This window comes from Citrobacter sp. wls711, assembly GCF_005281055.1.
In the GTDB taxonomy this organism is placed as follows: domain Bacteria; phylum Pseudomonadota; class Gammaproteobacteria; order Enterobacterales; family Enterobacteriaceae; genus Citrobacter; species Citrobacter gillenii.
The window spans coordinates 83,809-103,671 of record NZ_SZXC01000024.1 but is presented as its reverse complement, the minus strand read 5'-3'; the positions used below and the strand labels follow the sequence as shown (position 1 = coordinate 103,671).

At 52.4% G+C, this 19,863-nt stretch carries 19 protein-coding genes; 12 read left to right on the top strand and 7 right to left on the bottom strand.

Annotated features, from left to right (window positions below; all coding sequences use genetic code 11):
• Window positions 1-230 precede the first annotated feature (230 nt).
• The 4 genes from metA (at window position 231) to aceK (ending at window position 6,346) form a co-directional block, all read left to right on the top strand.
• Entirely contained in the window at window positions 231-1,160 is a 930-nt protein-coding gene (gene metA / locus FDW98_RS09795) for a homoserine O-succinyltransferase (protein WP_096758761.1), read from the top strand.
• 268 nt (window positions 1,161-1,428) lie between these two features.
• Window positions 1,429-3,030, top strand: coding sequence for a malate synthase A (aceB, locus tag FDW98_RS09790; protein WP_096758760.1), 1,602 nt, complete (start codon window positions 1,429-1,431; stop codon window positions 3,028-3,030).
• Between the two features lie 155 nt (window positions 3,031-3,185).
• Complete coding sequence (gene aceA, locus FDW98_RS09785) at window positions 3,186-4,490, top strand: isocitrate lyase (protein WP_096759483.1); 1,305 nt, start codon at window positions 3,186-3,188, stop codon at window positions 4,488-4,490.
• 107 nt (window positions 4,491-4,597) lie between these two features.
• Window positions 4,598-6,346: a bifunctional isocitrate dehydrogenase kinase/phosphatase gene (aceK, locus tag FDW98_RS09780; protein WP_096758759.1), complete on the top strand. Its 1,749-nt coding sequence runs from the start codon at window positions 4,598-4,600 to the stop codon at window positions 6,344-6,346.
• 21 nt (window positions 6,347-6,367) lie between these two features.
• Here the strand turns inward: aceK and iclR are convergent, their stop codons facing one another.
• A complete protein-coding gene (gene iclR, locus FDW98_RS09775; RefSeq protein WP_096758758.1) occupies window positions 6,368-7,192 on the bottom strand; it encodes a glyoxylate bypass operon transcriptional repressor IclR in 825 nt (274 codons plus the stop codon).
• 195 nt (window positions 7,193-7,387) lie between these two features.
• Here iclR and metH point away from each other — a divergent pair, with 195 nt between their 5' ends.
• Both metH and FDW98_RS09765 read left to right on the top strand, forming a co-directional pair.
• Entirely contained in the window at window positions 7,388-11,071 is a 3,684-nt protein-coding gene (metH, locus tag FDW98_RS09770) for a methionine synthase (protein ID WP_096758757.1), read from the top strand.
• A 220-nt stretch (window positions 11,072-11,291) separates the two neighbouring features.
• A complete protein-coding gene (locus FDW98_RS09765; RefSeq protein ID WP_096758756.1) occupies window positions 11,292-12,923 on the top strand; it encodes a Na/Pi cotransporter family protein in 1,632 nt (543 codons plus the stop codon).
• A gap of 128 nt (window positions 12,924-13,051) precedes the next feature.
• On the opposite strand, the gene pepE is transcribed toward FDW98_RS09765, so the two are convergent.
• Entirely contained in the window at window positions 13,052-13,741 is a 690-nt protein-coding gene (gene pepE, locus FDW98_RS09760; RefSeq protein WP_096758755.1) for a dipeptidase PepE, read from the bottom strand.
• 213 nt (window positions 13,742-13,954) lie between these two features.
• Here pepE and FDW98_RS09755 point away from each other — a divergent pair, with 213 nt between their 5' ends.
• A complete protein-coding gene (locus FDW98_RS09755; protein WP_005132818.1) occupies window positions 13,955-14,314 on the top strand; it encodes a type II toxin-antitoxin system RelE/ParE family toxin in 360 nt (119 codons plus the stop codon).
• Window positions 14,304-14,621, top strand: coding sequence for a helix-turn-helix domain-containing protein (locus FDW98_RS09750; RefSeq protein ID WP_096758754.1), 318 nt, complete (start codon window positions 14,304-14,306; stop codon window positions 14,619-14,621). Before FDW98_RS09755 ends, FDW98_RS09750 begins: the two co-directional genes overlap by 11 nt.
• 9 nt (window positions 14,622-14,630) lie before the next feature.
• Here FDW98_RS09750 and FDW98_RS09745 read toward each other — a convergent pair whose 3' ends face one another.
• Together FDW98_RS09745 and FDW98_RS23390 are read right to left on the bottom strand one after the other, a co-directional pair.
• Window positions 14,631-14,909 (bottom strand): addiction module antidote protein, encoded by a 279-nt coding sequence (locus FDW98_RS09745; protein ID WP_096758753.1) that lies wholly within the window; start codon window positions 14,907-14,909, stop codon window positions 14,631-14,633.
• A 498-nt stretch (window positions 14,910-15,407) separates the two neighbouring features.
• Window positions 15,408-15,581 (bottom strand): hypothetical protein, encoded by a 174-nt coding sequence (locus FDW98_RS23390; protein ID WP_096758752.1) that lies wholly within the window; start codon window positions 15,579-15,581, stop codon window positions 15,408-15,410.
• 131 nt (window positions 15,582-15,712) lie between these two features.
• Here FDW98_RS23390 and FDW98_RS09740 point away from each other — a divergent pair, with 131 nt between their 5' ends.
• From FDW98_RS09740 to rluF, 4 genes are all read left to right on the top strand, one after another.
• Window positions 15,713-16,078 carry a hypothetical protein gene (locus FDW98_RS09740; protein WP_096758751.1) on the top strand — a complete coding sequence of 122 codons (366 nt, stop codon included), beginning with the start codon at window positions 15,713-15,715 and terminating at the stop codon, window positions 16,076-16,078.
• Window positions 16,079-16,174: 96 nt separating this feature from the next.
• Window positions 16,175-16,468, top strand: coding sequence for a type II toxin-antitoxin system CcdA family antitoxin (locus FDW98_RS09735; RefSeq protein ID WP_096758750.1), 294 nt, complete (start codon window positions 16,175-16,177; stop codon window positions 16,466-16,468).
• Window positions 16,468-16,785: a CcdB family protein gene (locus tag FDW98_RS09730; protein ID WP_096758749.1), complete on the top strand. Its 318-nt coding sequence runs from the start codon at window positions 16,468-16,470 to the stop codon at window positions 16,783-16,785. The genes FDW98_RS09735 and FDW98_RS09730 overlap by 1 nt, the downstream gene beginning before the upstream one ends.
• 250 nt (window positions 16,786-17,035) lie before the next feature.
• Window positions 17,036-17,911 (top strand): 23S rRNA pseudouridine(2604) synthase RluF, encoded by an 876-nt coding sequence (gene rluF, locus FDW98_RS09725; protein ID WP_096758748.1) that lies wholly within the window; start codon window positions 17,036-17,038, stop codon window positions 17,909-17,911.
• Here rluF and FDW98_RS09720 read toward each other — a convergent pair.
• The 3 genes from FDW98_RS09720 to FDW98_RS09710 form a co-directional block, all read right to left on the bottom strand.
• A complete protein-coding gene (locus FDW98_RS09720; RefSeq protein WP_096758747.1) occupies window positions 17,908-18,180 on the bottom strand; it encodes a DUF3811 domain-containing protein in 273 nt (90 codons plus the stop codon). The two genes, rluF and FDW98_RS09720, sit on opposite strands and share 4 nt — an antisense overlap.
• A 73-nt stretch (window positions 18,181-18,253) precedes the next feature.
• The gene (locus FDW98_RS09715) at window positions 18,254-19,012 is read right to left on the bottom strand and encodes a DeoR/GlpR family DNA-binding transcription regulator (RefSeq protein ID WP_096758746.1); all 759 of its coding nucleotides are present in this window, start codon (window positions 19,010-19,012) and stop codon (window positions 18,254-18,256) included.
• A complete protein-coding gene (locus tag FDW98_RS09710) occupies window positions 18,999-19,862 on the bottom strand; it encodes a Cof-type HAD-IIB family hydrolase (protein ID WP_096758745.1) in 864 nt (287 codons plus the stop codon). The genes FDW98_RS09715 and FDW98_RS09710 overlap by 14 nt, the downstream gene beginning before the upstream one ends.
• Window position 19,863: the final 1 nt, after the last annotated feature.

Here is a 19,863-nt window from a genome sequence, read left to right as displayed (position 1 = left end):
GCCTTATCTGTCCAGCGAAAGCCTCTCTTTTGTCCGCGTAAAATGTCCTTTATCCTGCCCGTGAACGACTAAGCATTCTCCTTTTGACTCTTACTGCACTATTCTACAGCGAGTGAGTCGTGAAACTTTCTCACCTTGAGCATGCAGGCTCGACATTCACACGATTCCTGGTTATTGTCAGCTATCTGGATGTCTAAACGTTTAAACGTATGTTGTGAGGTTATCAGGTTATGCCAATTCGCGTGCTGGACGAGCTACCCGCCGTCAATTTCTTGCGTGAGGAAAATGTCTTTGTCATGACGACATCCCGCGCATCCGGTCAGGAAATTCGTCCTCTGAAGGTGCTTATCCTCAACCTGATGCCGAAGAAGATCGAAACGGAAAACCAGTTTCTCCGGTTATTGTCGAACTCACCGCTGCAGGTGGACGTTCAGTTATTACGCATTGATGCCCGCGAGTCGCGCAATACGCCGACGGAGCATCTGAATAACTTTTACTGTAATTTCGAGGATATTTGCGATCAGAACTTTGATGGACTGATCGTCACCGGGGCACCGTTAGGCCTGGTTGAGTTTAACGATGTGGCCTACTGGCCGCAGATCAAACAGGTACTGGAGTGGGCGAAAGACCACGTTACATCAACATTGTTTGTCTGTTGGGCGGTGCAGGCCGCACTGAATATCCTCTATGGCATCCCCAAGCAAACCCGCAACGACAAGCTTTCAGGTGTATACGAACACCACATCCTTCATCCCCATGCCCTGCTGACGCGTGGTTTTGATGATGCCTTCCTTGCACCGCACTCACGCTATGCTGATTTCCCTGCTGCGTTGATCAGGGATTACACCGATCTTGAGATTTTTGCCGAGACGGAAGAGGGCGATGCCTACCTGTTTGCCAGTAAAGATAAACGCATTGCGTTCGTGACGGGTCATCCAGAATATGACGCCGATACGCTGGCCGGTGAATATTTTCGTGACGCTGAAGCGGGGTTGACCCCGGACGTTCCGTACAACTATTTCCCGCAAGATGACCCACAAAACAAACCTCGGGCAAGCTGGCGTAGCCATGGCAATTTGCTGTTTATTAACTGGCTCAACTATTACGTCTACCAGATCACGCCATACGATCTGCGCCACATGAATCCAACGCTGGATTAATCTTCTGTAGCAAACGATCCTTAAGCGTTTCAGCATGTTGAATCAGGCACCTTCGGGTGCTTTTTTTATTTCCGAAACGCACCTCACGGTGTGATTAATTTTTATTACTATTGTTATCAATAAGTTAATTGATAATTAAATTAAAAATGGAAATTGTTTTTGATTTTGAAATTTAAATGGGTAGTCTTAGTTCTGCTGAACGAAAACCGCACAACGATCCTTCGTTCGCATTGGGGATGTGTTTGGATCAATGACGAGGAACTACGCAATGAATCAACAGGCAACAACAACCGATGAGCTGGTTTTTACCAGGCCGCATGGCGAGCAGGAACAGCAGATTTTGACCGCAGAGGCGGTGGAATTCCTGACCGAATTGGTGACTCGATTTACGCCAAAACGCAATAAACTTCTCGCCGCGCGTATTCAGCAGCAGCAGGATATTGATGACGGTAAGTTGCCTGATTTCATTTCGGAAACAGCTTCCATTCGTGAAGGTAGCTGGAAGATTCGCGGTATTCCTGATGATTTACAAGATCGTCGCGTGGAAATCACCGGACCCGTTGAACGCAAGATGGTGATTAACGCGCTCAACGCCAACGTTAGAGTCTTTATGGCTGACTTTGAGGATTCACTGGCTCCCGAGTGGAGCAAAGTGATTGACGGGCAAATCAACCTGCGCGATGCGGTGAACGGTACCATCAGTTACACCAACGACGCTGGCAAGATATACCAACTGAAGCCCGATCCGGCGTTATTGGTTTGTCGTGTACGTGGCTTGCATCTGCCGGAAAAACACGTCACCTGGCGTGAGGAAGCGATTCCCGGCAGTCTGTTCGACTTTGCCCTCTATTTCTTCCACAACTACAAAGCCTTGCTGGCTAAAAGCAGTGGTCCTTACTTCTATTTGCCGAAAACGCAGGCCTGGCAAGAAGCGGCCTGGTGGAGTGAAGTCTTCAGCTATACAGAAGACCGATTTAATCTGCCACGCGGCACGATAAAAGCCACGTTGCTGATCGAAACACTGCCAGCCGTTTTCCAGATGGATGAGATCCTGCACGCGCTGCGTGACCATATTGTCGGCCTCAACTGCGGTCGTTGGGATTACATTTTCAGCTACATCAAAACCCTCAAGAATCACCCGGATCGTGTTCTGCCCGATCGTCAGGTGGTAACGATGGATAAGCCGTTCCTCAGCGCCTACTCGCGTCTGCTGATTAAAACCTGTCATAAACGCGGTGCCTTTGCGATGGGCGGTATGGCGGCGTTTATCCCCAGCAAAGACGCTGAGCGCAACAATCAGGTGCTGGCAAAAGTTAAAGCGGATAAAGCGCTGGAAGCCAATAACGGTCATGACGGGACCTGGGTTGCTCACCCTGGACTGGCAGATACCGCAATGGCGATTTTCAACGACGTGCTGGGCAACAACAAAAATCAGCTGTTTGTCACCCGAGAAGAGGATGCGCCGATTACCGCAGAACAACTGTTGGCTCCGTGCGAAGGGGAACGTACTGAAGAAGGCATGCGCGCCAATATTCGCGTTGCCGTGCAGTACATCGAAGCGTGGATCTCTGGCAACGGTTGCGTACCGATTTATGGCCTGATGGAAGATGCGGCAACTGCCGAAATCTCCCGTACCTCCATCTGGCAGTGGATCCACCATCAGAAAACCCTCAGCAACGGTAAGCCGGTGACCAAACCGCTGTTCCGTCAGATGCTGGCCGAAGAAATGCGGGTGATTCAGGACGAGCTAGGTGAACACCGCTACAGCAGCGGGCGCTTTGATGACGCCGCACGCCTGATGGAGCAAATCACCACCTCTGACGAACTGATCGACTTCCTTACCTTGCCAGGCTACCGCTTACTGGCTTAACAGCCCAGGCTATTTTGTTCGCCATTTTAGCCCTGGGCAGTGCTCAAAATCCTCACGTACTATAAGTACGCTCCGGTTTTTGCGCGCTGCCGTGACCAAACTGCCTTCACCAATAACGCCTGGGAAGCCAGGAGAATAATATGGAGCATCTGCACATGAAAACCCGTACCCAACAAATCGAAGACTTACAGAAAGAATGGACACAACCACGCTGGGAAGGCATTACCCGCCCGTACAGCGCGGAGGAAGTGGTGAAGTTACGTGGCTCGGTCAACCCGGAATGTACGCTGGCGCAGCTTGGCGCAGCGAAAATGTGGCGTTTGCTGCACGGCGGATCGAAGAAAGGTTATATCAACAGCCTCGGTGCACTGACTGGTGGTCAGGCGCTGCAACAGGCGAAAGCCGGTATTGAAGCGGTCTACCTTTCCGGGTGGCAGGTGGCGGCAGACGCCAACCTGGCCTCCAGCATGTACCCGGATCAATCGCTGTACCCGGCGAACTCTGTGCCCGCCGTGGTGGATCGGATCAACAACACCTTCCGTCGGGCGGATCAGATCCAATGGTCAACCGGTATTGAGCCAACCGATCCGCGCTATGTGGATTACTTCCTGCCGATCGTTGCCGATGCCGAAGCCGGTTTTGGCGGCGTCCTGAACGCGTTTGAATTGATGAAATCGATGATTGAAGCCGGTGCAGCGGCGGTTCACTTCGAAGATCAGCTCGCCTCGGTGAAAAAATGCGGTCACATGGGCGGCAAGGTGCTGGTACCGACTCAGGAAGCTATCCAGAAACTGGTGGCGGCCCGTCTGGCGGCAGACGTGATGGGCGTCCCGACGCTGGTTATTGCCCGTACCGATGCTGACGCAGCGGATTTGATCACCTCTGACTGCGACCCTTACGACAGCGAGTTCATTACCGGCGAGCGCACCAGCGAAGGGTTCTACCGTACCCATGCGGGCATTGAGCAGGCGATCAGTCGCGGACTGGCCTACGCCCCGTATGCTGACCTGGTATGGTGCGAAACCTCCACACCGGATCTCGAACTGGCGCGCCGCTTTGCCGATGCCATCCATGCTAAATATCCGGGCAAACTGCTGGCCTACAACTGTTCGCCGTCGTTTAACTGGCAGAAGAACCTGGATGACAAAACCATTGCCAGCTTCCAGCAACAGCTGTCCGATATGGGCTATAAATATCAGTTCATTACCCTGGCGGGCATCCACAGTATGTGGTTCAACATGTTTGACCTCGCGCGTTCCTATGCACAGGGCGAAGGTATGCGCCACTACGTTGAGAAAGTTCAGCAGCCAGAATTTGCGGCGGCGAAAGATGGCTACACCTTCGTATCCCACCAGCAGGAAGTGGGTACCGGTTATTTCGACAAAGTGACGACCATCATTCAGGGTGGCGCGTCATCCGTTACTGCGCTGACCGGGTCCACTGAAGAATCACAGTTCTGATCGACCTGATGCCCGGTGGCGTAATGCTTACCGGGCCTACAGTTCTGTGTAGGCCGGATACGCGAATGCGCCATCCGGCATTATTCGATTCTGAATGAGGGCAAAAGATGTCGCGTGGCCTGGAATTGCTGATTGCCCAAACCATCCTGCAAGGTTTTGATGCGCAGTATGGCCGGTTTCTGGAAGTGACGTCCGGCGCGCAGCAGCGTTTTGAACACGCTGACTGGCATGCTGTGCAGCAGGCGATGAAAAGCCGTATCCATCTCTACGATCATCACGTTGGTCTGGTAGTGGAACAGTTGCGCTGCATTACCGACGGCAAAAGTACCGATGCGGCATTTTTACTGCGTGTAAAAGAGCATTACACCCAGCTGCTGCCGGACTATCCGCGCTTTGAGATTGCCGAGAGCTTTTTTAACTCCGTGTACTGCCGGTTATTTGATCACCGCTCGCTGACGCCCGAGCGGTTGTTTATTTTCAGCTCTCAGTCAGAACGTCGATTTCGTACTATCCCGCGCCCGCTGGCGAAAGACTTTTTCCCTGATTCAGGCTGGGAAGGGCTGCTTACGCGCGTGCTCAGCGATCTCCCCCTTCGTCTGCCATGGCAGAATAAACAGCGTGATATTCGCTACATCATCGAGCACCTGACGGAAATTGTTGGCGAAGTGGTGCTGGCGCGCTGCCATTTGCAGGTGGCGAACGAATTGTTTTATCGCAATAAGGCCGCCTGGCTGGTGGGAAAACTGATCACACCAGAGGTCATGCTGCCGTTTTTACTGCCTATTCACCGCACTGACGAAGGCGAATTGTTTGTCGATACTTGTCTGACGACTACGGCGGAAGCCAGCATTGTGTTTGGTTTTGCCCGCTCTTACTTTATGGTCTACGCGCCGTTGCCTGCGGCACTGGTCGAGTGGCTGCGTGAGATCCTGCCCGGTAAAACTACCGCCGAGCTGTATATGGCGATTGGCTGTCAGAAGCATGCGAAAACCGAAAGCTACCGTGAATATCTGCTGTATCTGGCCGACTGCGATGAACAGTTTATCGAAGCGCCGGGAATACGCGGCATGGTGATGCTGGTGTTTACTCTGCCTGGATTCGATCGGGTCTTCAAAATTATTAAAGACAAATTTGCGCCGCAAAAAGAGATGTCTGCGGCCCACGTCCGCGCCTGTTACCAACTGGTCAAAGAGCACGATCGCGTTGGACGCATGGCCGATACCCAGGAATTCGAAAATTTTGTGCTGGATAAACGGCAAATTTCCCCGGCGCTGATGGCGTTGTTGCAGCAGGAAGTACCCGAAAAAATGACCGATCTCGGCGAGCAGATCGTGATTCGTCATCTGTATATCGAACGGCGGATGGTGCCGCTAAATATCTGGCTGGAGCAGGTCGAAGGCCAGCAGCTGCGGGATGCGATAGAAGAATATGGCAACGCTATTCGCCAACTGGCTGCCGCCAATATTTTCCCGGGTGACATGCTGTTTAAAAACTTCGGCGTGACCCGACACGGGCGGGTGGTGTTCTACGACTATGATGAAATTTGCTACATGACGGAGGTGAATTTCCGCTATATCCCGCCCGCGCGTTACCCGGAGGATGAGCTGGCCAGCGAACCGTGGTACAGCGTCTCGCCGGGAGATGTATTTCCGGAAGAATTTCGTCACTGGTTATGCGCCGATCCGCGTATTGGACCGTTATTTGAAGAGATGCATGCCGATCTGTTCAGCGCCGACTACTGGCGAGGTCTGCAAACGCGGATCCGTGAAGGGCACGTGGAAGACGTTTACGCCTATCGGCGCCGCCAGCGGTTTAGCGTGCGTTATGAAACCGACCGTAGGCCGGGCCAGGCGTAGCTGCCACCTGGCAGTCCCATCTTACCGAATCCCACCGTATGCCAGTGTGACCTCTTTGGCCGCTTTGATTGCCATCGCACCGAACTCGGTGACGCGGTCGTCGGTAATGCGGGATATCGGGCCGGAGATCGAAATAGCGGCGAACGGTTCGCGATGTTCGTCGTAAATGCACGACGCCACACAGCGCAGGCCCAGCGCATGTTCTTCATCATCAAACGAATAACCGCGCTTACGGGTCTGGGCGAGATCTTCTTTCAGATGCACCGGCGAGACAAGCGTGGCGTGGGTATACGCGTGTAGGCCTTTGCGGTGCAGCAGGCTGGTAACCTGTTCTTCGCTGAGTTGCGCCAGGAACGCTTTCCCCGCGCCAGAGGCGTGCATTGGCAGTTTGCCGCCGATAGGGGCAGACATTCTCATCAGCTGTGTGCACTGTACCTGATCGATGATAATCGCCTGATGGTCGCTGTGATCCAGCACCGCCAGGTTCACTGTTTCACCGGAATCTTCCATCAACTTGCGCAGAATCGGGTGGACGATCGCCAGCAGGTTGCGGCTTTGCAGGAAGCTACTACCGACGATAAACGCATGGGCGCCCACGGCCCAGTGTCCTAAGTCACCCACCTGACGCACAAAACCCTGCTGCTGCATGGTGGTCAATAAACGGTGCGTGGTGGAATTGGGCAGACCGGCCTGCTGCGCCAGCTCGGTCAGCGCTACGCTGCCGTTGGATTCCGCAATCCATTCCAGCAGTTTCAGACCTCGGGTCAAAGACTGAACCTGCCCGGTTGCAGGCGTAGTTGTGGCGGCGGGTTTTCTACCGCGTTTCGCGGGGACAGTGGCAACCATGGCAGACTCCTTTTCTGTATCGTGGAAATCATTTTCGTTTTATTCAATTATAATGCAAGAGTTCCTGTACTGATCGGATGAGTGAAGCTGAACATGTCTCATGTTGGTCGTTGTTTGCTTTTCCACCTCACTGGTTTATGCCAGTATGCTTTGTTGGCCTTTTTTCGGTCTGGTTGAGCGTTGTCGGGAGTGAGTGTGAGCAGCAAAGTTGAACAATTACGTCAGCAGTTAAAAGAACGTATTCTGGTGCTGGACGGCGGTATGGGCACCATGATCCAGGGTTATCGTTTGAGTGAAGACGATTTCCGCGGCCAACGCTTTGCCGACTGGCCGAGCGATCTGAAAGGCAACAACGACCTGTTGGTGCTGAGCAAGCCGGAGGTTATCACCGCGATTCATCACGCCTACTTTGAAGCGGGCGCGGATATCATTGAAACCAACACCTTCAACTCGACGACTATCGCCATGGCGGATTACCAGATGGAATCCCTGTCGGCGGAAATCAACTTCACCGCGGCAAAACTGGCGCGCGCCTGCGCCGACGAATGGACAGCGCGTACGCCGGATAAACCGCGCTATGTCGCGGGTGTTCTCGGCCCGACTAACCGCACCGCGTCTATCTCACCGGACGTCAACGATCCCGCCTACCGCAATATTACTTTTGATCAGCTGGTGGCCGCGTACCGTGAATCCACTAAAGCGCTGGTGGAAGGCGGTAGCGACCTGATCCTGATCGAAACCGTTTTTGACACGCTTAATGCCAAAGCCGCTATTTTTGCGGTAAAAACCGAATTTGAAGCCCTGGGCGTTGAGCTGCCGATTATGATCTCCGGCACCATCACCGACGCTTCCGGGCGTACGCTCTCGGGGCAGACCACCGAAGCCTTCTATAACGCACTGCGCCATGCTGACGCGCTGACCTTCGGCCTCAACTGTGCGTTAGGCCCGGACGAGCTGCGCCAGTATGTACAGGAACTGTCGCGGATTGCCGACTGCTATGTCACCGCGCACCCGAATGCCGGTTTGCCAAATGCCTTCGGCGAATACGATCTCGACGCTGACACCATGGCGAAGCAAATCCGCGAATGGGCTGAAGCGGGTTTCCTGAACATCGTCGGCGGCTGCTGCGGCACCACGCCGGAACATATTGCCGCCATGAGCCGTGCGGTTGAAGGCTTACCGCCGCGTCAACTGCCGGAACTGCCGGTTGCCTGCCGTCTTTCAGGCCTTGAGCCGCTGAACATTGGTGATGACAGTCTGTTTGTTAACGTCGGTGAACGTACTAACGTCACCGGCTCTGCCAAATTTAAGCGACTGATTAAAGAAGAAAAATACAGCGAAGCGCTGGATGTTGCCCGCCAGCAGGTGGAAAGCGGCGCGCAGATTATCGATATCAACATGGATGAGGGGATGCTTGACGCCGAGGCGGCGATGGTGCGTTTCCTCAACCTGATCGCCGGTGAACCGGATATTGCTCGCGTACCGATCATGATTGACTCCTCGAAATGGGACGTCATTGAAAAAGGGCTGAAGTGCATTCAGGGTAAGGGCATCGTTAACTCCATCTCGATGAAAGAGGGCGTTGAGCCGTTTATCCACCATGCCAAACTGGTCCGTCGCTACGGTGCTGCCGTGGTGGTGATGGCCTTTGATGAACAGGGCCAGGCCGACACCCGCGCGCGTAAAATTGAGATTTGCCGCCGGGCGTACAAAATTCTCACCGAAGAAGTGGGTTTCCCGCCGGAAGACATTATCTTTGACCCGAATATCTTTGCCGTCGCGACCGGCATCGAAGAGCACAACAACTACGCGCAGGACTTTATCGGTGCCTGTGAAGACATCAAACGCGAACTACCGCATGCGCTAATCTCCGGTGGTGTCTCCAACGTGTCGTTCTCGTTCCGTGGCAATGACCCGGTGCGCGAAGCGATCCACGCAGTGTTCCTGTACTACGCCATTCGCAACGGCATGGACATGGGCATTGTGAACGCCGGTCAGCTGGCGATTTATGACGATCTGCCTGCCGAACTGCGCGATGCGGTTGAAGACGTGATCCTCAACCGCCGCGATGACGGTACCGAACGCCTGCTGGAGCTGGCAGAGAAATATCGCGGCAGCAAAACTGACGAAACGGCTAATACGCAACTGGCAGAATGGCGCAGCTGGGACGTGAAAAAACGCCTGGAATACTCGCTGGTGAAAGGCATTACCGAGTTTATCGAGCAGGATACCGAAGAAGCCCGTCAGCAGGCTGCGCGCCCGATTGAGGTTATCGAAGGGCCGCTGATGGACGGCATGAACGTGGTTGGTGACCTGTTCAGCGACGGTAAAATGTTCCTGCCGCAGGTGGTGAAGTCTGCTCGCGTGATGAAGCAGGCGGTGGCCTACCTTGAACCGTACATTGAAGCCAGCAAAGAGAAAGGCTCCAGCAACGGCAAGATGGTGATCGCCACCGTCAAGGGCGACGTGCACGACATCGGTAAAAACATCGTTGGCGTGGTGCTGCAGTGTAACAACTACGAAATTATCGATCTTGGCGTGATGGTGCCGGCAGAGAAAATCCTGCGCACTGCACGCGAAGTGAATGCTGACCTGATTGGCCTTTCCGGGCTGATCACCCCGTCGCTGGACGAAATGGTTAACGTGGCGAAAGAGATGGAGCGCCAGGGCTTTACTATTCCGCTGCTGATTGGCGGCGCGACCACCTCAAAAGCGCACACGGCGGTGAAAATCGAGCAGAACTACAGCGGCCCGACGGTCTATGTGCAGAACGCCTCGCGCACCGTCGGCGTGGTGGCTGCGTTGCTGTCTGATACCCAACACGATGATTTTGTCGCCCGCACGCGTAAAGAGTACGAAACTGTGCGTATTCAGCATGCGCGTAAAAAACCGCGTACCCCGCCGGTGACGCTGGAGGCCGCGCGTGATAACGACCTGGCCTTCGACTGGGAAAACTATACCCCGCCGGTGGCGCACCGCCTGGGCGTGCAGGAAGTTGAAGCCAGCATTGAAACGCTGCGCAACTACATCGACTGGACACCGTTCTTTATGACCTGGTCACTGGCCGGGAAATATCCACGCATTCTGGAAGATGAGGTGGTGGGTGAAGAGGCTAAACGCCTGTTCAAAGATGCCAACGACATGTTGGATAAATTGAGCGCCGAGAAAACCCTGAACCCGCGTGGTGTCGTTGGCCTGTTCCCGGCTAACCGCGTAGGTGATGACATTGAGATCTACCGGGATGAAACGCGGACGCACGTCCTGACCGTCAGCCACCATCTGCGTCAGCAGACGGAGAAGGTTGGTTTTGCTAACTACTGCCTGTCTGACTTTGTGGCACCGAAAACCTCCGGCAAAGCGGATTACATTGGCGCTTTCGCTGTCACCGGCGGCCTGGAAGAAGACACGCTGGCTGACGCGTTTGACGCACAGCATGATGATTACAATAAAATCATGGTGAAAGCGATTGCCGATCGTCTGGCGGAAGCCTTCGCTGAATATCTGCATGAACGGGTGCGTAAAGTTTACTGGGGATATGCGGCGAACGAGAACCTCAGTAATGACGAACTGATCCGCGAGAACTATCAAGGTATTCGTCCGGCTCCGGGCTATCCGGCGTGCCCTGAGCACACCGAGAAGGCGACTATCTGGGAACTGCTGGATGTAGAAACGCACACCGGTATGAAACTCACAGAATCCTTCGCCATGTGGCCTGGTGCATCGGTTTCCGGTTGGTACTTCAGTCATCCGGACAGCAAGTACTACGCCGTCGCACAAATTCAACGCGATCAGGTTGAAGATTATGCCTTCCGTAAAGGCATGAGCGTGGCAGAAGTTGAGCGCTGGTTAGCGCCTAACTTAGGCTACGACGCCGACTGATTCACAAAACTGTCATCTTTCTTTACAACAAACAGGGCGCTCAATGAGTGCCCTGTCTCTTTATTACGTTTAAACCCTTATACTGAAAGCAGGCCGTTGCCGGATGGCGGCGTAAACGCCTTATCCGGCCTACATAGGGATGATTTGTAGGCCTGATAAGCACAGCGCCATCAGGCATATGAGCCTCAGGAACACATAACGATAAGGAGAACCTGATTCCGTGCTAACTCTGTTACACCTGCTTTCTGCCGTGGCGATGCTGGTTTGGGGTACCCATATCGTGCGTACTGGCGTGATGCGCGTCTTTGGCGCACGCCTGCGTACCGTGCTCAGCCGTAGCGTTGAAAAGAAGCCGCTCGCCTTTTGCGCAGGCATTGGCGTTACTGCTCTGGTGCAAAGCAGTAACGCCACCACCATGCTGGTGACGTCGTTTGTCGCCCAGGATCTGGTGGCGCTGACGCCTGCGCTGGTGATTGTGCTTGGTGCTGACGTCGGGACCGCGCTGATGGCGCGTATCCTGACCTTTGACCTCTCGTGGCTGTCGCCGCTGCTGATTTTCATTGGCGTTGTTTTCTTCCTCGGGCGTAAGCAGTCCCGCGTTGGGCAACTGGGGCGCGTAGGCATCGGGCTGGGGCTCATTTTACTGGCGCTGGAGCTGATTGTGCAGGCGGTCACGCCGATCACTCAGGCCAACGGGGTGCAGGTCATTTTTGCCTCGCTCACCGGCGATATCATGCTCGATGCGCTGATTGGCGCCATGTTCGCGATTATCAGTTACTCCAGCCTGGCGGCGGTCCTGCTGACGGCAACGCTGACAGCCGCGGGTATTATTTCGTTCCCGGTAGCGCTGTGTCTGGTGATTGGTGCGAACCTCGGCTCCGGCCTGCTGGCGATGCTCAATAACAGTGCCGCCAACGCTGCCGCCCGCCGCGTGGCGCTCGGCAGCCTGTTGTTTAAGCTGGTGGGCAGTCTGATTATTCTGCCGTTTGTGCATCCGCTGGCGAATCTGATGGATGAACTGCCGCTGCCAAAATCCGAACTGGTTATCTACTTCCACGTCTTCTACAACCTGGTGCGCTGCGTGGCAATGGTGCCGTTCGCCGAACCGATGGCGCGCTTTTGCAAACGTATTATCCGCGATGAGCCGGAATTGGACGGCCATCTGAAGCCCAAGCATCTGGACGTCAGCGCACTCGATACCCCTACGCTCGCACTGGCGAATGCGGCTCGTGAAGCCCTGCGTATTGGTGACGCCATGGAGCAGATGATGGAAGGGCTGAAGCGGGTGATGCACGGTGAGCCGCGCGAGGAAAAAGAGCTGCGCAGGATGGCCGACGATATCAACGTGCTGTACACCGCGATCAAACTTTACCTGGCGCGAATGCCAAAAGATGAGCTGGCGGAAGAGGAGTCAAAGCGCTGGGCGGAGATTATCGAGATGTCGCTCAACCTGGAGCAGGCTTCCGATATCGTCGAACGCATGGGGAGCGAGATTGCCGATAAGTCGCTGGCCGCGCGCCGGGCCTTTTCTCTGGAAGGTCTGAAAGAGCTGGATGCGCTCTACGATCAGCTGCTCAACAACCTGAAGCTGGCGATGTCAGTGTTCTTCTCTGGCGACGTGACCAGCGCCCGTCGACTGCGTCGCAGCAAACACCGTTTTCGTATTCTTAACCGTCGTTATTCGCACGCACACGTCGATCGCCTGCATCAGCAAAACGTGCAGAGCATCGAAACCAGTTCCCTACACCTCGCGCTGTTAGGCGACATGCAGCGTCTGAACTCGTTATTTTGCTCCGTTGCCTACAGCGTGCTGGAGCAACCGGATGAAGACGACGAAAGGGATGATTACTAACAAGGACTGGTGAAATGTTGCCCGGTGGTGCTTACGCTTACCGGGCCTACGGATAACCGTCAATTTTGTCGTCAATCTTGTAGGCCGGATAAGGCGTAACCGCCATCCGGCATCAGACAACAAATCCACTAAAAGCAGTGGCCTGCTTCAACGGCAACCGCGTCTTCACCCGCTTTAAAGATATATGTGGTGTTCGGGCCGCCAAGAACCGCCTGACCGTCGCTCACCTTGATCCAGTTGCCTTCTGGCAGACCAATTACCGTCAGCTCTGGCGCAACCACCAGCAGCTCGCGAATTCGCTGTTCACGCGTTTCGCCTTTGTGGCCTTCCGGCAACGCGTTGGTGAAGTGCGGGTTAATCTGCAGTGGGAACAGGCCCAGGGCATCAAAGCCTTTTGGATCGACAATCGGCATGTCGTTAGTGGTACGGATGGTTGGGCAGGCGAGGTTGGAACCTGCACTCCAGCCAATGTACAGCGCGCCGCGTTGGACCACGTCAACAATCGGTGCCAGCAGCCCGCGTTCGCGGCTCTCTTTCAGCAACTGGAAGGTGTTACCACCACCGACAATCACCACGTCTGCATTTTCAATTGCCGCCACCGGATCGGCAACGGTATGAATACCCGTGACGTCGACGCCCATGGGAGCAAAGACGGCGGCCGTTTTCGCCGTGTACTCATCCCAGGTTTGCGTCACGCCAGCAAACGGGATAAACACCGCAGTACGGCGACCGTTCAGTTGCTCAGCAATCAGCGGCAGCGCGTGTTCCATCCAGGCTTTGCCCGGCAGCGTCGAGTTACTCAATAAAAGCAGTTCCATCATTTCTCCATGTAATCAAAAAATTACAAACCGCGGTCATGTTACCACCGTCAGTATAACGCCTCACTGATATGGCTCACGATGTTGGAAGTGAGGTTCTGGAAAGCGCCTCGCAAACTGGCGTTTTAATTCGTCTGAAAGCGAGATTGTTGATTTATTCTTCTGACGGGTAATGACGTTTTATATCTATATGGATATAATCAAGGAGGAGGGATGACGAAACCACTTTACTGGGTTGGGCACGCCAGGAAAGACCTGCAGGGGATGCCAGAACATGTTCGGGATACGTTTGGCTTTGCTCTTTGGCTGGCGCAGCAGGGTAAGCAGCATTCGCAGACTAAACCGTTAAAAGGATTTGGTGGGGCAGGGGTTCTGGAAGTTGTTGAGGATTATCACGGCAACACATGGCGGGCGGTTTACACTATCCAGTTGAAAAATGCAGTTTATGTTCTACATGTTTTTCAGAAAAAATCTGTTTCCGGGAAGGCAACGCCAAAACCCGAAATTAACCTGATTTACCAGCGGCTTAAGGCTGCACAACGGCATGCGCAGGAGAGTGGATATGTCACATGATGTCGAAACCAGTAGCGGCAATGTTTACGCCGATTTGGGTGAGTATGACGCAGAACAGATGCAGTTGAAGGCGCAACTGGCAATGGTGATTGGCGAGATTTTGCAATGCAAAGGGGTAACACAGCAGCAGGCTGCAGAGATGCTGGGGATGACGCAGCCCAAGCTTTCCAACTTATTACGCGGGCAGTTTCGTGGCATCAGTGAAGCAAAGATGCTGGAGTGTCTGGTGAAACTGGGTCGCGATGTGGCGATTGTGGTAGGAAAAGAGGGTGATGTGCCGGGCACGCTGAAAGTAAGCTTTGGCTGATACCTGCATTCAAACTTTAATGGTCAATCCAATACCCAGCGCCTTCATCACTGCCAGCGTGGTTTTCAGCGTCGGGTTACCTTTCTCACTAAAAGAGCGATAAAGTTGCTCGCGGGATAATCCCGTTTCTGCCGCGATGTTTGTCATTCCCTTCGCGCGAACTACCACGCCCAATGCTTTTGCAATGTAAGTTGCATCGCCTGTTTCGAGGGCATCTGCCATAAATACGGCAATTTCTTCATCATCAACCAGCGCAGTGGCGGGATCGTACCGAGTAAGTTTATTCATGGTGGAGGATTTCTTGATAATCCAGTGAACTGGCGAGCATTTTTGCCAGAGTGATATCGTTGGTTTGTAAGCGTTTTCTCTCTGCGAACCTGTAAATTTTGTTCCCAACGCTGAAAAACCGTCGTCTGAAGAATTTCCATAATTTCGCTTTTGTAGTTTATAAACTACAATTTAAATTGACAAGTTGAAAATGGAGATTAAGTCAGTTTGTGATGTGGGCATATTCGGGCTAGATGAAACAGGAATACGCCTCGCAAGACGGTGTCATTTTTAGAATGCTACGGTTGGTTCGGGAAACGATAACAGGGAAGGGGCTGCTTTGTGCGAGGAGCGGAAGTCGCTAACAACTGTCTGTGTGAAGCAACTGAGGGCAGGTCAAAATGGATTAAGTTGTGGTTAAAGTGGCCAACGAGATAAAACGATCTGCTCCTTTTGAATGTTATTGGGGTTTTTTGGAAATGCAGTCCGTATGCCAGGGTACTGAAATAATACCAACTTCTAAACTTCAATCCCTTTCTGTTTCAGCTCTTTTCTGATAATGCGCTTAATCCATGCGGATATTGAAGCGTCACCATCCATTGAAAGCGCTTTCTGAATCCCTGCTTCCAGTTCCGGCTCGACACGTAACGCGATTTGTTTGTTGCCTTTCTTTTTGAATTCTACCGTTGGCATGTGTCTGACACCTGATTTACATTTATGGTCGTAAGACAAGTGTAAGTCAATTGTCTTACAGAAACAACGAAGCCCGGCAGTGCGCTAACACATACCGAGCTTCTCACCACAACATTATACGAGGTAATGCTATGGCTGATGCTAATAGTACCACTAACGCCTGTTCCGCGTCTTTTTCTCCTGTTTCGCAGGCTGACCTGCTTCATTTTCCTCTTGCCGAGGCGTTCCGCCATCTTGATTGTAGCCATCTCACCACCGAAGAAAATTTGGCGCTATCGTTTGGCTGCGAAGAGGCGCTAGCGGGGTTGTACCAGACGCTGAATTTTATGGGCAATAGCCTGCTGACTATGGCGGGTGAAGGTCAGGAACATTTTGCGTATGAAAGCGTATGTCAGTTAGGACACAGTCTGGTGAACGTCAGCCAGTTGATTCCTGCACTGGCACAGCTGGAAGCGAAAGCGGACCAGCAGCTGTTTGCTCGCGATCCCCTAAACTAATCTGGAAAGCGCCTCGCAGACTTCTTCTTCGGGGCGTGACAGGTCTGTGCAACCACCCTACTGTGACATGATGATTTGCTGGTCGGGGAATAGAAAATGCTCTCTTATTACGCTAACCTTAGGTACGTCATGCGCATTACTATGGGGGTTATCATGCGCACTGTATCTAAGGTAAAAAAATCAGTTAATGTCTCTCTGGCTCCAGAGATACTGGAGGAGGCACGTAAGCTTAAAATCAATCTGTCAGCTGTTTTAACCGAAGCCCTAATCGAAAAATTTCGTGAGAACAAACGCGAAGAATGGTTGCGGGATAATAAAAAATCGATAGAAGTATTAAATCAATGGGTGGAAGAAAACGGTTCGTTCAGTGATTTTCAAAGGACATTCTGATGGAGCAGTATTGCGCTTATGAGAACACTGGAAGTGGAAAAAGTGTTTATCCGTTTTTAATTAGCTTACAGCATCCGGTGGCCGCTGTTTTGCGGCATGTACTGGTTGCACCTGTTATAGCGCTCAGTCAGTTCCCCGATGAAGTACCGCCAGCTAAAATTTGTCCTGTTGTTAGTATTGGTGGGCAAGCTTATGTGGTGATGATGCACATGATGACAGGTATACCTGTGAAGAATATGGGTTATTGTGTGGGAGATCTGACCGCAAACAGGGCTGAACTTCGAGATGCAATTGATTTCCTGCTTAACGGTTATTAGAGCGCCATGACGGGGCTGATTATGTTGAAAGGCGTGACAGATCGCAAATAGTGTCGGGACTGGCGTTCACGATTATTTTTATCGCCCGCAAGGTAGGGTATATTTCGCTTTTAATACACAAGATCATTCAAACTGTATCAAGGCGGCAAGGGAGCGAATCCCTGGGAGCATAGATTGCTATGTGACCTGGGTGAGTGAGGGCAGCCAACGCAGAAACAGCTTGAAGGATGAAGTGTATACAGGAGAAATTATGCTGCCCGACTCATCCATCCGATTAAACAAATACATCAGTGAAAGCGGAATCTGCTCGCGTCGCGAAGCGGATCGCTTTATCGAACAAGGGAATGTCTTCCTGAATGGCAAACGCGCCACCATTGGCGATCAGGTGATGCCTGGCGACGTCGTGAAAGTGAACGGTCGGTTGATTGAGCCGCGTGAAGCGGAAGATCTGGTTTTTATCGCGCTGAACAAACCGGTCGGTATTGTCAGCACCACTGAAGACGGTGAGCGCGATAACATCGTTGATTTTGTTAACCACAGTAAGCGCGTGTTCCCGATTGGTCGTCTGGACAAAGATTCCCAGGGGCTGATCTTTCTCACTAACCACGGCGACCTGGTGAATAAAATCTTGCGTGCCGGTAACGATCATGAGAAAGAGTATCTGGTGACGGTCGATAAACCCGTAACCGATGACTTTATTCGTGGCATGGGGGCGGGCGTCCCCATTCTCGGTACCGTCACCAAGAAATGTAAGGTCAGGAAAGAGGCACCGTTTGTCTTCCGTATCACCCTGGTGCAGGGCCTGAACCGTCAGATCCGTCGGATGTGCGAACACTTTGGCTATGAAGTGGTAAAACTTGAACGTACGCGGATCATGAACATCGGCTTGTCTGGTTTGCCGCTGGGTGAATGGCGTGACCTGACCGATGATGAGCTGATCGATCTGTTCAAGCTGATTGAGAACTCTTCCTCGGAAGCGAAACCGAAGCCGAAAGCGAAGCCAAAAACTGCAGGCATTAAGCGCCCGGTGGTGAAAATCGAAAAAGCTGCTGAGAAAGAGAAAGCGCGCCCGGCATCCAACGGTAAACGTTTCGTTCAGCCGGGGCGTAAGAAGAAAGGGCGTTAACGTCTGCCGCGCGTTGGCGTATTCGCTGACCAGGAAAACGAGGATTCCGCATCCGGTTTATAAGCCTGCTTTTTCTTCAACTGGCGGGCTTTTTTAGCCTCAGCTTCGCGCTGCAGCATCAGCTTATCGATGTACTCTTTCTTAATACTGTTGGTTTCCGCGTTGGTCAGCAGTCGACCGTGTGCAATACGCGCGCGGTCGAGCAGCGTTTTCAGTTCGCGCTGTTCGCGCTCGGTCATCTCTTTTTGGGTAATGCGGGGGAGTGCCATACGGTTGCCCTCAGTTTGCCGATTAACTCAGTGTACGGTAATCCTGGGCTGGCTGATAGCGTAATGCGTTGCATCATTCAGCAATACGCAATTTTCCACCGAAATCCTGCTGAGTATAACCCGTTGTTTTGAATCCTTTATCGGTGATGATGTTATCGATCTCTTTTAAGGTAGCGATGCACATCACCCCATCCTGACCAAATTTAGTATGGTCGGCCAGTATCACCGATTTTTTGCTCATGGCAATCATCGACTTCGCAACGTACGCTTCATCAAAGCTTTTCACCAGTACACCGTGTTGAGGCGAGATTCCACCTGCGCCGATGAAGCAGAGATCGGCGTGAATGGCATTAATTTGCTGACAAACCGAGACGCCGAGGTTAGCGCGAAAATGGTAATCATATTCGCCACCCAATACATAAACGCGAGCCTGAAGATTATTCTCTTTGATTTTATCGGCAATTAACGCAGAGTTGGTAATAACAGAATAGGCCAATGGAGGTAATTGTGCGGCCAGAATAAGATTGGTTGTACAGGAGTCAATAAATAGGGTGTCGTGCTCGCTAACCATTCCGGCGGCAAGTCTACCAATTGCCATTTTTTCTTCGCGGTGTATATCTATCCGCGCGCCAAACTCGTCTTCCTGAACAACCTGTTTTTTGACCGCACCGCCGTGGATCTTGGTAATTTGCCCTTCGGACTCCAGGATGGAGAGGTCGCGGCGAATGGTCTCTGATGTGACTTTTAACGTTTCCGATAATTTGATAACCGTCACTTCACCGAATTTGCTTAATTCATCAAGAATATGTTTTCTTCTTTTAATCGGGTTCATCATTTTCCGCCAGCATCGTGCTTTGGCGCATGGTAACTGGATGCGCAGAGCAACGCAACCACTCCAGGGCACAGATAATACCCTCATCATCATTAGAGGCCGTCACATAGCTGGCCTGCTGTTTTACCACATCAGGTGCATTGCCCATTGCGATACCGATGCCGGCAGAGGCAAACATACTGATATCATTCTGCTGATCGCCAATCGCAACAACCTTTTCAGTAGATATATTCAGCTGTTGAATTAACTTGTTTATTGCATAACCTTTATTTATCTCGTCACTCTGAATATCAATATAATTCCCACCGGTGATTGTCGCGGTATAGCCATAAGGCAATCTATTATTCACTTTGGTATAAAGTGCATTTATTTTAGATTGTGCTGCTACCAACGTGATTTTATAAATATCATGACGATTAAAGATATTCCCAGGTGCAGCTGCAATAAGTGGTAGTTCAAATAAGGCCGCCTCATAAGTCGTCCATGGTGCAATGAGTCGATCATAACGGTGATAAATAGCCTCCGCGCTAAAGAAATGGTGAGGATAGCGGGCAAGTGAAATATGTCGGTCAATATCCCGAAGATTCATACAGGATAGCGCGGAGGAATGAATAATACGTTGCTGCGCCATCTCAAGGATTTGACCTCCGTTGAATCCGGCGCACCAGCCAAAAAGTCCGTCAGCATGCTGCTGCTGTAACAGACGCACTATTGAGGAAACCGGTCTGGCGGAACAGGCGGCCAGCAGGCCACCGCGCTGGTGGAACTCAACTAATGCCTGACGTGTGCGTGGACTGATTGTCTTTTGCGATGTCAGTAATGTTCCATCCAGATCGGTGACCAGCAACATA